Annotated in this window: 12 protein-coding genes; 4 read left to right on the top strand and 8 right to left on the bottom strand. The window is 72.2% G+C overall.

The window, feature by feature from the left end:
* Window position 1 precedes the first annotated feature (1 nt).
* Window positions 2-1,075 carry a hypothetical protein gene (locus WME89_RS02220; RefSeq protein WP_438007637.1) on the top strand — a complete coding sequence of 358 codons (1,074 nt, stop codon included), beginning with the start codon at window positions 2-4 and terminating at the stop codon, window positions 1,073-1,075.
* Between the two features lie 59 nt (window positions 1,076-1,134).
* Here the strand turns inward: WME89_RS02220 and WME89_RS02215 are convergent, their stop codons facing one another.
* Together WME89_RS02215 and WME89_RS02210 are read right to left on the bottom strand one after the other, a co-directional pair.
* Window positions 1,135-4,758 (bottom strand): GAF domain-containing protein, encoded by a 3,624-nt coding sequence (locus WME89_RS02215; RefSeq protein ID WP_438007636.1) that lies wholly within the window; start codon window positions 4,756-4,758, stop codon window positions 1,135-1,137.
* A 277-nt stretch (window positions 4,759-5,035) separates the two neighbouring features.
* Window positions 5,036-5,917, bottom strand: coding sequence for a CPBP family intramembrane glutamic endopeptidase (locus WME89_RS02210; protein WP_438007635.1), 882 nt, complete (start codon window positions 5,915-5,917; stop codon window positions 5,036-5,038).
* Window positions 5,918-6,346: 429 nt separating this feature from the next.
* Here WME89_RS02210 and WME89_RS02205 point away from each other — a divergent pair, with 429 nt between their 5' ends.
* The 3 genes from WME89_RS02205 to WME89_RS02195 all read left to right on the top strand — a co-directional run bounded on the left by WME89_RS02205 (window position 6,347) and on the right by WME89_RS02195 (window position 9,510).
* On the top strand, window positions 6,347-7,729 hold the full coding sequence (locus WME89_RS02205; protein ID WP_438007634.1) for a DUF4142 domain-containing protein: 1,383 nt from the start codon (window positions 6,347-6,349) through the stop codon (window positions 7,727-7,729).
* 411 nt (window positions 7,730-8,140) lie between these two features.
* Complete coding sequence (locus tag WME89_RS02200; protein ID WP_438007633.1) at window positions 8,141-9,076, top strand: hypothetical protein; 936 nt, start codon at window positions 8,141-8,143, stop codon at window positions 9,074-9,076.
* Entirely contained in the window at window positions 9,073-9,510 is a 438-nt protein-coding gene (locus tag WME89_RS02195; RefSeq protein ID WP_438007632.1) for a hypothetical protein, read from the top strand. Before WME89_RS02200 ends, WME89_RS02195 begins: the two co-directional genes overlap by 4 nt.
* A 45-nt stretch (window positions 9,511-9,555) precedes the next feature.
* Here the strand turns inward: WME89_RS02195 and WME89_RS02190 are convergent, their stop codons facing one another.
* The 6 genes from WME89_RS02190 to WME89_RS02165 form a co-directional block, all read right to left on the bottom strand.
* A complete protein-coding gene (locus tag WME89_RS02190; RefSeq protein WP_438007631.1) occupies window positions 9,556-10,104 on the bottom strand; it encodes a hypothetical protein in 549 nt (182 codons plus the stop codon).
* 31 nt (window positions 10,105-10,135) lie between these two features.
* Window positions 10,136-11,374 carry a glycosyl hydrolase gene (locus WME89_RS02185; protein ID WP_438007630.1) on the bottom strand — a complete coding sequence of 413 codons (1,239 nt, stop codon included), beginning with the start codon at window positions 11,372-11,374 and terminating at the stop codon, window positions 10,136-10,138.
* 283 nt (window positions 11,375-11,657) lie between these two features.
* Window positions 11,658-12,452, bottom strand: coding sequence for a heparin lyase I family protein (locus tag WME89_RS02180; RefSeq protein WP_438007629.1), 795 nt, complete (start codon window positions 12,450-12,452; stop codon window positions 11,658-11,660).
* Window positions 12,440-13,111, bottom strand: coding sequence for a tetratricopeptide repeat protein (locus WME89_RS02175; protein WP_438007628.1), 672 nt, complete (start codon window positions 13,109-13,111; stop codon window positions 12,440-12,442). The genes WME89_RS02180 and WME89_RS02175 overlap by 13 nt, the downstream gene beginning before the upstream one ends.
* The gene (locus WME89_RS02170; protein ID WP_438007627.1) at window positions 13,108-13,641 is read right to left on the bottom strand and encodes an RNA polymerase sigma factor; all 534 of its coding nucleotides are present in this window, start codon (window positions 13,639-13,641) and stop codon (window positions 13,108-13,110) included. Before WME89_RS02170 ends, WME89_RS02175 begins: the two co-directional genes overlap by 4 nt.
* A 100-nt stretch (window positions 13,642-13,741) precedes the next feature.
* Window positions 13,742-14,728: a hypothetical protein gene (locus WME89_RS02165; protein WP_438007626.1), complete on the bottom strand. Its 987-nt coding sequence runs from the start codon at window positions 14,726-14,728 to the stop codon at window positions 13,742-13,744.
* Window positions 14,729-14,821 lie beyond the last annotated feature (93 nt).

Raw genomic sequence — 14,821 nt, 5'->3', positions numbered from 1 at the left:
CATGAACAGGGCAACGAGCGCGCTGCGCACAGAGGCCGACGGGGCGCGGGCCAGAGCAAGCGCCCTGGCTGGCGCCCGCGCGCTGTGCGCAGCCGCGGTGGTCGGGCTCATGTCCGTGGGCTGCACGCACGCCGCCGGGGCCGTCACCCTCGAGCGCGCGGGGCAGCCCCTGACCGTCCGCAAGCCGGCGCTGTATCCGGAGACCATCGAGTACGACAGCAGGAGCGACAGGTTCCTGGTGAGCTCGTTCAGGGAAGGCGCGATCTACGCGGTGGGCGGCGACGGCGGCGTCTCGCTCGTCGTCGACGACAAGCGCCTCTGCTCGGTGCTCGGCATCGCCGTGGACGTCCAGCGGGGCCGGCTCTGGGCGGTGAGCTCCGACCTCGGCGCGAGCGTCAAGCCGTCTGCCCAGGGCCCGAAGAACCTGGCCGCCGTGGGCATCTACGATCTCGCGACGGGCGCGGCCCTCGATTACGTGGATCTCGCGCCCCTGTCCCCGGGCGCTCACCTCGTGAACGGCATCGCCCTGGACTCGGCAGGTAACGGCTACGTCACCGACAGCTTCTCCCCTACCATCTACAAGATCGACCCGCAGGGAAAGGCGACCGTGTTCGTGCGAGACGAGCGGTTCGCCGGCGAAGGCATCAACCTGAACGGGGTTGTCGTTCACCCCGACGGCTACCTCCTCGTCGTCAAGAAGAGCGATGGCAGCCTGTTCAAGGTGCCCCTCGCGAGCCCCTCTCGGCTCTCGCAGATCGACGTCCCGAGGAGGTTCGTGGGTGGAGACGGGTTGGTCCTGGTCGGGAAGAAGGACCTGGTGATCATCGCGAACCAGACCCCTGCCGCCGCGTCCAACGCCGCGTTCTCGCTGTCGAGCGAGGACGGCTGGGTCAGCGCGGAGCTGCGCTCGGTCCAGGAGCTCGGCGACGTGTATCCGACGACCGGAGTGCTCCGGGGCGGGAAGCTCTACGTCATCTCCAGCAAGCTGAACGAGCTCATCCAGTCCGCTCCAGCGCAGAGAGACCAGCTGCGGGAGCAAGCGACGATCCGGCAGATCGGGACGGCCGCGCCCTGACCCGGACATCCGCGCCATGAGCGCTGGCCGGCCCGCCGCTCACGGCGGCGCGCTGCTCCCTACGCGTCGCCCTGCGCCGCTTCCCGCTTCGGCCACGTGAACCGGAATGTCGCGCCGTTCTTGCCGTCCGACTCCACCCAGGCGCGCCCGCCCCGGCTGTCCACGATCTTTCGCACGATGGCAAGGCCGATCCCGGTGCTCTCCACCTTGTCCCGCGCCTGCAGCGTCTGGAACATCCCCCACACCTTCTCCTGGAACGCAGGCGCGATGCCAGGCCCGTTGTCCGATACGGAGAACTCGTACCTCTCGCCCTGCTCGTGGGCGCAGACGGTCACCTTCGCGTCCTCGCGGCCAGCGTGCTTGAGCGCGTTCGTGATCAGGTTCATCAGCACCTGCTGGAGCGGCACCTTGTACGTGCGCAGCACCGCGGGCGGCACGTCGAGCGCGACCTGCGCCGGCGGCTTGGGGGCGATGAGCTCGACCACGTCCTTCGCGAGCTTCTCGATGTTCACGCTCTCCGGCTTCTCGCGGAACCTCGTGGCGCGCGAGTAGGCCAGGATCCCCTCGATCAAGGCCTCCATCCGCTGCACGCGCCCGCGCAGCATCTCCATCTGACGGCGCGTCTCGCCGGTGAGCTTGTCCGACAGGTCCTCCTCGATCCACTGGGCGAGGCTCGCGATGCCGCGGAGCGGCGCCTTCAGATCGTGGCTCGTCACGTAGGCGAACTGGTCGAGCTCGGCGTTGGTCCGCTCCAGCGCCTTGATGAGCGACTGCGCCTCCCCGAACAGCCGGGCGTTGTCCATCGCCACCGCGGCCTGCGCGGCGAGGCCGACCGTGAGGTGCTCGGAGCGCTCGGTGAACACCCCCGGCTTCGGGTGGCCGAAGAACATGCCGCCGATCACCTTGCCGCTCCGCGACACGACAGGGACGGCCAGGTAGCTCGTCACGGGGAGGTGCCCTTGCGGCGGCCCCTGATAAGGCGTGTTCTTCCCGTAGCGCGGATCCTTCGTCACGTCGTCGAGGCGGATCACGCCCTCACCGCTGAACGTCGGCGCGAACACCGCCGTGTTCCGCGGCATCGGGAAGCGCGAGAAGGCCTCCTTCGGCACCCCGGAGAGCGCGTAGAGCATGTAGCTGCCGCCCTGCGCGTCGTTCACGTTGTAGAAGAACGCGCCGAACTCCGCGCCGGAGAGCTTCGTCCCGGCGTCGGTGACCGACTGGACGAGCGCGTCGAGCTCGAGCTCCGCCGACAGCGCCTGCCCCACCTCGTGGAGCGTCTCGAGCACCTCGGCGTGCTCCCGCGTGATCCGCTCGGCCTCGCGCTGCTGGCTTATATCCATGTTGCAGCCCACGTACTCGCGGACGCTGCCGTCCGTGGCGCGGACGGGCGCCGCGCGGGCCACAGTATAGGCGTACGTGCCGTCCTTCCGGCGGAGCCTGTACTCGGCCTGATAGTTGGTGTCGCCGCTCGCTAGCGCGTCCGCCCACGCCCGCATCGTCGGCTCCCGATCGTCGGGGTGGATCGCCTCCAGGAAGCCGCCGCGCAGGTACTCGGCCTCTGTCTGACCGGTGAACTCGAGCCAGCTCGGCGAGACCTCGGCGACCTCCCCCGCCGCCGTCGCCGTCCACACGATGGCCGTCGTCGCCTGGACCAGCGTGCGCAGGCGCGCCTCGCTCGTGGCGAGCTCGATCGCGAGCTGCTCGACGTGGCGGCGCGCCAGCACCTGGTCGGTCACCTCGAACGCGAACGCCATCACGCCCTCGGTGCCGCCGTCGGGCGCGCGCATCGCCTGATACACGAAGTTGAAGAAGCGCTCTTCCTCCGGGCCGGCGGCGCCGCGCCGGATGCGGAGGGGCACGGACGTGCCGACGTAGGGCTGCCCGCTCCGGTAGACCGCGTCGAGGAGCTCGAAGATGCCCTGGCCCTCCAGCTCGGGCAGCGCCTCCCGGATGGGCTTGCCCATCACGTCCCGGCCGCCGAGGATGTCCTGGTAGGCCGGGTTCACCAGCTCGAAGACGTGCCGGGGGCCGCGCATGATGCAGATCCCCGCGGGCGCCTGGTTGAACAGGCTCGCGAGCTGCTGGCGGGACGCGTCGACCTGCTGGAACAGCCGCGCGTTGTCGATCTGCAGGGCCATGCGGTTCGCGAGCTCCTCGGCGACCGCGACGTCCGACTCGACGAAGCGGCGGCCCGACTCCGCGTGGACCAGCGTGAGCGCGCCGATGGTCCGCTCGCGCCCGCGGAGCGGGACGACGACATACGACTTCAGCCCGAGCGACCGGCTCAGCTTCAGGTGGTCGGGGTTCAGCGCGGCGGACTCGTAGATGGCGTCGGGGATGTCGGCCATCCACTCGGCCCGACCGGTGCGGATGACCGCGGGCACGCCCGTCGGGGCGTCGAGCCGGGGCGGGGCCATCGCCCGCAGGCGGTCGGCGAGCTCGAGCTTCGCCGGATCGCTGTGGTGCACGGCCACGCGCTCGATCACACCGCCGTTCAGCATGTCGACAGCGCACCAGTCCGCCAGCGTGGGGACGGCGAGGTGGGTCAGGTGCGCCAGCCGCACCTCGTGATCGAGCGAGTTGGAGAGCGCGGCGCCCGCCTCGCTCAGGAGGCGCAGCGTCGCCTGCTGCCGCTCGAGCTCGGTCGCGAGCATCTCCGCGCGCGCCCGGGCCTTGCGCTCCTGCTCGAGCAGGCGCGCCCGGTCCAGCGCGGAGGCGCACTGCGCCGCCACGCTCAGCAGGAACTCGCGGTCGTCGGCGTTCCACGACCGCTCGCTCGCGAACGAGAACGACAGCCCGCCGAGCAGCTCGCCGTGGGCGACGATCGGCAGGACGGCGAGCGCCTGGATGTCGTCGCGGGCCGGCCTCAGCGCCGCGAGCTCGGGATACGCAGCGTGCATGTCCTGCTTCGACTCCAGCCAGACCGGGCGGCGCTCCCGGAGCGCGTCGGAGAGCGGCAATGGGGCGTCGAGGGGCACGGTCACATAACGGCTCGTGCGCTGCTCGTCGAGCCCGCTGTGGCCGACCAGCGTCGCGAGCCCGGCCGCCTCGTCCGCCGTGTACATCATCGTCGTCGAGGCCTTGAGCACGCGGTGGACGTCGCGCACCACCGCGGCCGACATCTGATCGAGCGTCACCGCGCCGCTCAGCGCCGAGCCGATCGCGAGCAGCGCCTGCGTGAGCTGGGCGTTGCGATCGAGCTCCTCCACGCGCCGGCGGAGCTGCTCCGCGAGCTCGCCGCGCTCCGCCTCGATCTGCTTCAGGTGGGAGATGTCGGCGAACACAGAGATGCCGCCCTCGAGCTCGCCCCCGGGCCCGAGGATGGGCGCGGCGCTCCCGAGGACCATGCCCCGCGTCCCGTCGAAGCGCTGGATCAGGGTCTCCGCGCTCTCGATGACCTGCCTGGAGGACATCGCGCGCGCCATCGCCCAGTCCGCGGCCTCGTAGGGGCGGCCGTCGTGGTGGAAGGCACGGTAAAGGGTCCAGTCGCTTATCGACTCGGTCGAGGCGCTGCCGGCCCAGATGCGCTCTGCCGCCCGGTTGTGCAGGACGAGCTTCCCGGACGCGTCGCAGAGGATGACGCCGTGCGGGCTGTGCTCGAGCACCGCGTTGAGCCACCCGCGATCGCGGGAAGCCACGACGCGGAGCCGCTCGATCTCACGCTTCAGTGCCTCGATGTCCATCGTGTCAGCGCGGTCGGACGGCCGGCGTCGGAAGAAAGGAGGCCGGGCGCGGCAGGTCCCATGAAACGGCCGCCGCCAGGAGCTCGGAGCAGGGCCGAAGGGTCGGTCGTCCGGACATTGCGCGGAGCTTACGCGCATCGGGGGCGCAGCGGTAGTCGATGCGATCCGCCGCGGGCGGCGGCGTCACCGATCCTGTATCCGGCGGTGCGCGCGCACACCGGCGGCGCTCGGCTCGCGCGGGCTCGGCCCGGCTCGCGCGGGCTCGGGCCGCGCAGGCTCAGGCCGCGCGGGGCGCCGGCTGCGAGGGCGGCGCGGGCTGCGAGGGCGGCGCGGGCTGCGAGGGCGGCGCGGGCTGCGAGGCTGGCGCGGGCTGCGAGGGCTCCGGAGGCGCCGCCGCGGCCTCCTCCCACGCCTGCATCCGCCGCGCCGTGACCGCCGCGGCCGCGGCCGCGACGAGGGTCGTGACGAGGAGCGGCGCCGCGCCGTCGCCGGACAGGTGCGCGCGGGAGACGTTGTCGAGGTGGATGCCGAGGTGCGCCGCCCACGCCACGAGCACGCTGCCGCCCGACTTGATGTGCAGGGCCGTCATCAGGACGCTGAGCGACGCGATGAACAGGGGGCTCAGCACCCATGACCACCACGGCACGCCTGGCAGGCACATCATCGGAAGGTGCCAGAAGGTCCACGCGACGCCGACGACGAGGCCGGCGCGAACCGGCCCATACGCCGGCAGGAGCCGCCGGAGGGCATAGCCGCGCCAGCCGAGCTCCTCGCCGATCGGGGCGAGGAAGGCGATTCCGCGCTGCTCCGGGGTGACGGGGGCATACAGGAGCGTCGCCGGGGTGCCGCCGCCGACGAGCGCCAGCAGCGCGAGGCCGAGGAGGTGCAGCGTCGCCGGCATGCACAGCGCGAGCGGCGCATAGCCCCATCCCGCGGGAGCGCGGTGGGGCGAGAGCAGCCCCGAGAGCCCGCCGCGGCCGCGCTCCCTCCAGACGCACACCGCCGCCGCCACCGACGGACCGATGGCGCCGAGGACGAGCGGCGCCATGGCGACGTCGGGGGGAATGGGCGCGCCCCACTGCTGCAGCAGGAGCGGCAGCTGGCAGAGCCACGTGATCGCATGGGCGAGGAGGAAGAACCGCACGACGGACGGGGGCATGGCGGGTATGACAGCCGCGCGCGCAGGAGGTTTCCTGTCGGCGTGACGCGGACGCGACGCCGCGGCGGGCAGGTTCTTCCGGGGGGGTGCGGGCGGTCGGCCGCCTGGCGGGCCATCCGGACGCCCCGGCGCGGGCGTGCGCAGGCGGCGGCGGATGGCGCCGCGCCCAGGGCGGGCGGGTGCGCGAGCAGGTCAATGGGGAGCGATCATCTCCGCGCTGACGGCTGCGCGACGGCCAGGGTCAACGCTGGGTGAACCATCGAATCTCACGCTGGCCTCGCCGCGCGCGCTGGGCTCTCGGGGAAATGACGATGCGGGCTTCGGGCTCTACCTCGCTCACCAACCCCACGACGGGAACCCAGATCATGGGGGCCGATAACCGGCAGGTGAGCGCGACAGCGCGCCGATATCGAGCAAGGAGCAAGCAGGATGTTGCGCAATCGTTCAGGTCGCCTCATGGCGATCATGTTCGCGGGGAGCTTTGTACTCGCGGGGGCCGGCGGCTGCATCGGCAGTATCGATGAGGCCGAGACGGACCGCGAGACGACGGCCGGCGGCCAGGGCACCGGCAGGGACGACACGGGCGCTGACGGCAGGAGCGGCGGCCGGACAGGCGGAGACGGCGCGCCGGGCACGAGCGGCCGGCAGGGAGGGAGACAGAGCGACCGGCGGGGCGGCGGACACGCCGGCTACCAGGGCGGCCGGCAGGGCGGCGGCGGACAGCGCGCGGGCAGCGCGCAGGTATGCGGCGAGCAGGGCGGCGGGCAGCGCGGCGGACACGCCGGCTACCAGGGCGGCGGGCAGCGCGGCGGACACGCCGGCTACCAGGGCGGCGGGCAGCGCGGCGGACACGCCGGCTACCAGGGCGGCGGGCAGCGCGGCGGACACGCCGGCGGTCACAGCGTGATGCAGCAGCCGTCGGATCGGGAGATCGTGACGCTGATCTCGCTCATCAACCAGCAGGAGGTCGAGCTGTCGGAGATCGCCCGGGACAAGGCCGAGTCCCCGGAGGTGCAGCGCTACGCCGAGCAGATGATCGACGAGCACTCCCGGGCCCAGCAGCACGGGGCGGAGCTGTCGAGCGGCGCCACGACGAACATCGAGGCGTGCTCGCGCTGCAAGCAGCTCCGGACCGACGCCGCCGAGATCAATGAATCGCTGCAGGACCAGGAAGGCGCAGAGTTCGACGTGGCCTTCATCTGGGCGCAGGTCTCCCTGCACCGCCATGCCCTCGATCTCCTCGACGAATCGGTCGTCGAGAGCGTGCGAGACGCGAGGCTCCGGTCTCACGTGACGACGCTGCGAAAGGGCATCGAGCAGCACATGAGGAAGGCCGAGCAGATGTTCTGTTCGCTGCTGCAGGAGCGACAGCAGCAGTCCGGCCCTCAGAAGAGCGCTCAGCAGCAGGGCGCCCAGTCCGGTCAGCAGTCCACTCAACAGCGCGGTCAGCAGCAAGGCGTCCGTTTCGGCCAGCAGTCCACTCAGCAGCGCGGGCAGCTGCAAGGCGCCCAGCTGCAAGGACAGCAGCAGCGCGGGCAGCAGCAGGGCGCCCAGTTTGGCCAGCAGTCCACTCAGCAGCGCGGGCAGCTGCAAGGTGCCCAGTTCGGCCAGCAATCGGCCCAGCAGCAGGGCGCCCAGTTCGGTCAGCAGTCCACTCAGCAGCGCGGGCAGCAGCAGGGCGCCCAGTTCGGCCAGCAATCGGCTCAGCAGCAAGGCCAGCAGTCCGCCCAGCTTCAAGGCCAGCAATCGGCCCAGCAGCAAGGCCCGCAGCGTTACGCGCAGCAGGAAGAGGCACCGCAGAAGTCGCGGTGAGCCGCGCTGCGCCATCACCCCTCAGCCGCTCTCGCCTCCCCGCCTCGGCGCGCTCGGGCGGGCAGCGAGCACGGACCCTCAGGGCGACGTGATCCCCTCCTCCATGCGGTCCCGCGCCGCACCTCACCGAGGTTGACGTACCCGTCGCGAGTACAGCAACAGCAGAGTATTCCACGATAGCGCCGGGCCGCTCCTCACGAGCTCCGCGACGCTGCCCGGCGCCGCTCAGCCGCGGGACCACAGCCCACGGATCATCGAGACACGGCCGCCGCGCCGGCCCGGCGCGAGCGGGCACCTCGACGTGGCGCCCGCGCCGGCCCGAGCTGGTATCCTCGCCCGCATGCCGGTGTTGCCTTCGCGTGCCCCGTCGCGGGCCTGCCCTGGTCGCGGGGTCGTCCTCCTGGAGTTCGCGTGAGCGAGCACGAGCGACTCGTCCCCTGGCGAGAGATGGTGCCCGGCCAGGTCTATCGAGCGCCGTCGGCCTGGACCGACGACGACGGGCGCGTCCACGAGCCCGGCGAGGAGTGGACGTTCCTCCGCCTCGACCACGTGATGGACATGTCGGTCCCCGGCTACCAGCAGGACGTGCCCCGGCCTCACATCAGCGCGCGCGGCGCCGACGGGAGCCGCCTCTCGTTCGGCGTGGGGTCGGAGGACTCCGCGCGGGCGGCCCGGGTCGAGGTCCTCCCGGAAGAGCGGCCGCTCCACTGCGCGTGCGACGAGCCCGGGTGGCGCTTCGCCGTCCAGAGCCAGGCGCTCGCCGTGCTGCATTGCCCCGCGTGCGACGTCGTCGTCTCGGTCGCTCGCGGCGACGGCGGGGGGCTCGTCGGTCCCGCCGATCTAGGCGAGCTGCGCGAGATCCGGAAGGCCATGGCCACCTCGAGCCGCGCCCCGATCGCCGATATCGTGGCGCGCTTCCTGAAAGTGCGGAGCCTCCCGGCGCGCGCCGTCGTGGCCACGCGCCTCGGCGACCGCGCCGAGGAGCTCCTGAGCGCGCTCGACGAGTGGCTGCGCCAGGGAGATCCTCGCGTCCGCCGCCGCGCGTTCGGCTTCATCGTGCACCTCCACCGGGCGCCGCCGCAGCTCGCCCCGGCGGTGGAGCGCGCGGTCCGCGAGGCCTGGAAGAACGCGGAAGGCAACCTGACCGAGCGCCATCCTGCCTTCGAGGAGCTGCTCGACGCCCTCAAGGCGGCCTACGTCATCGCCCCTCACCTGCTCGCGCACCGGGGCACGTTCACGGAGCTCGCCGCCGCCTGCCTGGCCTCGCCCCAGCCCGGCGCCAGCGCCGCGCACGCGCTCGCCTCGGCGGTGGTCGACGCGATCGCCGGGTCCACGGACACCGCATGATCCCTCGCCGCCGCCTGCACCGCGCCGTCTTCTGCCTCGCCGCCCTCTACAACGCCTGCTGGGGGCTCTACGCGGCGCTCGACCCGCAATGGCTCTTTCGCTTCGCCGGCATGGCCCCCCTCAACCACCCTGCGATCTTCGCCTGCCTCGGGATGGTGGTCGGCGTCTACGCCATCCTCTACGCGGAGGTCGCGCGCGTCCCCGAGCGCGGCTTTCTCCTCGCGGCCGTGGGCCTGCTCGGCAAGCTCCTCGGGCCGGTCGGCCTCGTGGCGCTGCTCGCGACCGGCCAGTGGCCGCCGCGCTCCGCCGTGCTCTGCCTGACGAACGATCTCGTGTGGTGGGTCCCGTTCGGCCTGTATCTCCACGACGCGTGGCCGTTCTTCGTGCGCGGGTGGAGCGCTCCGCCGGAACCGGAAGACGGGCGAGCGCCCTGAAGTCCCCTGCCCCGGGGGCGGTCGCGGCGGTGGCCTGGCTGGCGGTCAGTTCCGAGAGGGGCGCACGTTCATGTGCCGCTGGATGCTCAGCGCCCATCGCGTGTGGGGGTATCGGTCCACCATGGCCTGCGCTTCCGAGCGCGCCTCGGCCATCTGGCCCTGCAGGACGAGCGATTTGACGGCGACCGCGGCGCGCTCGGCCGCGTCCGAGCTCCCGGGGAACAGCTGATTCCCCTGGCGCGCGAGCTCGAGCGCGAGCGCCGGGTCGGAGTCTCCGAGGGCGCGGAGCCTCGCCATGAGCGAAGGCTCGTCGACCGGGGCGGGCCCGCCTGACGGGCCGGGCCGCTGCGGCCGAGCGAGCGCCCCGCCGGCCGTGGCCTCGGTCGCCGGCGGCGCCTCCGGTTCCGGCGGCGCCTTCGCAGTCGCCGTCGGCGGCCCGGCCATCGCCGAGGGAGCGGCGCCGTGCTCCGTCGCGGCGCCACGCTCGCGCGGCTGCGTCGGCGCGCTCGGCGCAGGCCTCATGCCCCAGAGGAGCGCGGCCGCCGCCACCGCCGCCGCGCCGCCTGCCACCGCGGCCTTCAGGATCTTGGTCATGCGTGCTCTCCGGACCTCCAGGGCGACGGCCTCAGTTCCTGAGATCGGGCAGCTCGTCATGAGTGATGACGTGCTCGTGGTTATAGACCTTTTGCAGGTGAGACACCGGGTTCTCGTCCACGAGGAGATCGGTGTGCCACGCCATGAACCACACCCAGTCGACGCCGTCCCGCACCACCGCGTCCGGGTCGGGGATGGGGTCGCACTCGTGATAGCAGATCGGCATCTCGTCCCCGACGATGGACGCGACGTCCTCGTACATCGCCTTCTTCGAGTCCATGCCTCCGTACGTGTCCGCCCCGGCGATGTCCACGTACTCGTCGCCCGGGTACCACGCCCCGTCCGGCTGCCCGTCGAAGCCGAGCACCCAGATCAGGTTATCCAGGTGGTACGTGTCGGTGTAGTAGTCGAACATCAGCGTCCACAGCTTCTTGAACTGCTCGGGCCCCTCCTTGCTCCACCAGAACCAGCCCCCGTCGAGCTCGTGGAATGGCCGCCAGATCACCGGGACATGGGCCTCCTTGAGCCGCGTCAGCTCCCTGGCGGTCCTGTCGAGGTCCGCCATCATCACCCGGTTGACCTCCGTTCCCGGGGTCAACGCCTGACCGATGTCGATGGTCATCTTGCTGGCCTCGTAGCCCTGGCCCTTCGTGGGGGCACCCCAGTGCCACATGATCGTGGGGATACCGCCGTTGTTCCACCAGGCGATCGCCCGGTCCGTGGTCCCGTTGTAGTCGATGTAGTCGAGCCCGCGGATCGCAGGGAGCTTGCCGGTCGTGTCCCTGATGTAGTTGATCTCGTAGTCCGCGCCGCCCGAGGTCCAGGTCGACTCCATCTGACCGGAGAGCATCTTGTTGCCATGAAGGCTGTAGATGTAGCGCAGCAGGTTCCTGGCCTCGGGTGAGGGGTTGCGGCCGAGGAACGTGTCCGGCAAGACGTCATCGCCGCCGCCAGCCCCGCCGTCGCCCGTGCTCCCGCCGCTGCCGGCGCTGCCCGTGCTCGCGGTGCTGCTGGCGCTGCCCGTGCTCCCGGCGCTGACGCTCGCAGTCTCGCCGCTCGAGACCCCGCTGCTGGAGGACTGGACGCTCGCGCTCCCTCCTTCGCCAGCGCCGCCCCCGCCCCCGGCGTCGCCGCCGCCGTCACCGGCGAGCTCGGCGCCGCCGCAGGCGCTCAGCGACAGGAGCAGGAGAGCCCAGCGAGAGCGTGAGGCGAGCGAGCTCGCTGCCCGCAGCGAGCTCGATGAAACGTCGACGTTGAAGAAGGACATCATTTTCGACCCCTCAGGTGAAATACAAAGGATACGATCGCAGATACCGCCGTGTCCTCGGGTGCTCCGAGGCGCTCTGGGTGCCAAAGGACACGGGACATGAAGAACCTTCAGTCCCTTCGCTCTTCGCACCGCGCGGTAAATTTCACGGTCCGGATGCACCGCGTGATGCGCGGCGACCTCGGTGGATGGCGGCCCGGCGCACGCTCGTCAGGGCGCCCGGCGCGCCCCCGGAGGTCGTGAGATCGACACGGCCGACCACCACGCTCGCGCGCCGGCCAGCGGCTCAGGGAGCGCGGTAGAAGGCCGGGAACGTGGGGCCGAGGCGGACCGTGCTGATCGCGGCGTCGTCGAAGAAGAGCACCGCCGTGCGCGGCGCGCTGGCCTCGGCGACGCCGCCGACGTTCCACTCGACATACGTGCTCGGCATGGTCGGCCGCGACCGCACATCGTAGATCAAGACGCCATCCTGGTAGACCGCGAGCGCGCCGGTCTCGTCCGTGGCAGGCCTCAAGAAGGCTTCGATCTGGAACCAGCGGCCCGCGAGCACGGGCGGGGACGCCACGGCCTCCTCGTCCTGCGCGTCCTCCCCGTGACGGTAAAGGCGCAGCGCGGCCGAACCGGCGTCTCGCCGCGCGAAGACGAGATCCCACGCCTCCACCCCGGACGAGGGATCGCCCGCGTCCGAGCGAGAGCGAAACTTGAACAGCAGCCAGTAGTCGAGCCCCTCCGGGAACTCGGGGACATGGAACCACGCGCTGTAGAACGCCTCGCCGGGCGCCTCCTGGCCGCGGAGCGCGATGCTCTCCGATCGCGCCGCGTCCGCGGAGGTCACCGTGGACCGGACCGCATAGGCGCCGCTGCGCACCGGCGCTGTCACGAGCTCGAGCACGCCGCCCGCGGCGGTCCACGTCCCGCCGCGGCCGTCGCGCGACCAGTCCGAGAGATCGCCGGACTCGTGATCCGTCCACCACCGGAACTCGCTGCTCGGGCCGAGGTCGACCGGGTCGCCATTGCAGGCGGGCGCCGATCCGAGCGCGAGCAGCAGGGCCGACGCCGCGACCGGCCTCACGGCGACCATCGGGCGCGCGCCTTCTCGGCGGCCGGGCGAAACCGCCCCCCGGGGTAGCGAGCGAGGTAGCGCTCGGCCAGCTCCTTCGCCGCGGGGTCCTGGCGCATCATCGCGCACTCTATCGACAGCGCGAGCGCCTCCTCGGCGAGCGCCCCGCGCGGTTGGCCCCGCAGGTACTCGTCGAGCAGCCGCGCCGCGCGCTCGGGCTGCCGCTCCTGCCGCACGAGCCGCATCGCCTCGAACACGAGGTTCACCTCGTCCGGCGCAGGCGGCGCGGCCGGCGCGGGCTCCGGCGGCGCCGAGCGCTCGGCGCCGCCGGAGCCCGGGGCTGCCTCCGCGCTCGCCTCAGGCCCCACGGCGCCCCGCGCCGCGCCCGCGTCCTGCGCCGGGTCCTGGCCGCCGCCGCGGGCGAGCGACCTGTAGGTGTCTCCGATCCATCCCCGCCCTGCGGCGGCGCTCGCGGCGGTCGCGAACACGACGAACGCCAGCGCGATAGGGACACGCCCCGCGCGCGACGGCCGGGCCGCGCCGCGCTCCAGCAGCCGCTCCCGGACGCGCTGCTTGCGGCCCGGCGGCGGCTGGTACGGCTCCGCCGCCCTGAGCAGGGCGACCGCATCGGCCTCCAGGGGCGTTGTCGGATCGGTGCGTTGGCTCAGGGGGCGCATCATTCTCCGTCCTCTCGAGCGCGCTTGTGGGCCGAAAGGAGCTCGTAGAAGTCCTTTCTTGCGTGGTGAAGCCGCGTCCAGACCGTGTTGATCGGTACGTCCAGGATCTCGGCGATCTCCTCGCCGCTGTACCCCTCGATCTCGAAGAGCACGAACACGAGCTTGCGTTTCTCGCTCATCTTCGAGACGAGGTGATCGAGCAGGCGCTTCTTGTCCTTTGTCTCGAGCAGCGCGACCGGGCCCGCCGCGAGCGAAGGCAGCTCATCGACGTCGACGGCCTGGCCGCGCAACGTCGCGAGCTGGAACCAGCGCCGCCGCCGGTGCTGACGTACCTTGCCGCTCGCGATGCAGTAGAGCCAGCCAGCGACGTTGCGGCCGTCGAAATCCGGGAGCCGCCGGCGCGCGACGAGAAAGACCTCCTGCGCCAGATCCTCGTTATCGGCCTCGGGCGCGCCCAGCGCGTGCAGCCAGCGCGACACATGGTCAAACCAGGTATCATAGAGAGTCGCGAAATCCAGCGGCCTCGGGCTCATCGGCGCGTCAGGGACTGACGCAACGCGCCGTTCGAAAACCTTGGCGGACGACGTCCTCGATCTCCACACGGGTGTGAAAGGTCCCGTCGCGCGAGAACCTTCAATCAAATCGTGAGGCGACGCCGATCCCGGCGCCGAGCCACAGCGCGGGCGTGCGGCCGACGACGCCGCGGGGCTCGACGGCGAGCTCGCGGCCGAACGGCGTCACCTCCGAGAAGACACGCAGGTAAGGGCCGATGCGCGCGCCCTCGAGCGCCAGGGTCAGCGCCCCCCGGAACCCCGGGTCGATCCAGCCGCGCGTTTCGCCGGCCTTCGCGTCGGCCTGGCGCGCTTGCAGCAACGCCGCGAGCGGCCCGAGCTCGAGCGCGGCCCGGAGCAGCTGGCTCCGCCACGCGATCCGGCCGCTCACGTGAAACGGGAACCGGCGCAGCCGCACGCGCGTGGCGTCGAGCTCGAGCGTGCTGGCCGAGGCGAACGCGCCGCCGAACGCGACACCGACGCTCGGCCAGGCCACCGCCACGCTCGCGTCGGCGCCGAGCGCGAACGCCCCGCTCGTCGCGGGCGCGCCGACGCCGAACAACCCGAGCTCGACGGCGACCGAGTGCCCGCCTGCCGCCGGCTGGGCAGGTCGGCTGACGGTCACGGGCGCCGGCGGGGCGGGCGCGGGCAATGGCGACGGCGGCGCGGGTGATGGCGGCGGCGCCGCGAGTCGCGCGGGATCCGGTCTCGGGCCGGGCGCGCGCCTGGGAGCCGCGATGTCCGGCGGGTAGAGCGTGAGCGCGGCGAAGACGGCCGCGTTCTGGGCGCGCGCGGCGCAATTGCGCGCCTCGTCGACATAGACACGCGTGTATCCGAGCACGGTCACCGAATACCGATCTCCGAGGTCCCGCACCTCGACGTCGCCGTCAGCGGCCGCCGCGCGGCCACTCGCGCTGACGAGCCGGTGAACGGCCGTGAGGAGCGCCTCTCGCGCCGGACACGTGGCCGCCGCGCGGGCCTCTTGCGCGCCGGCCGGCGACGGCTGCCCGGCCGCGGCGAGCGCCGCGCCGAGGGCGAGGCGGAGCGTGCTGGTGCCGGGCCCGCGCAAGGTGCACGGAGGCTACCACGGAACGTCGAGCGAGGATTGTAGCAGGCGTCACCGCCCGACGGCGTCTCCCCTTGACATCGGGTCTACCGATCG

It is taken from the genome of Sorangium sp. So ce321 (assembly GCF_051530195.1).
Taxonomy (GTDB): domain Bacteria; phylum Myxococcota_A; class Polyangia; order Polyangiales; family Polyangiaceae; genus Sorangium.
The sequence above is the reverse complement of the archived record's forward strand: the minus strand, read 5'-3'. Positions and strand labels throughout refer to the sequence as shown.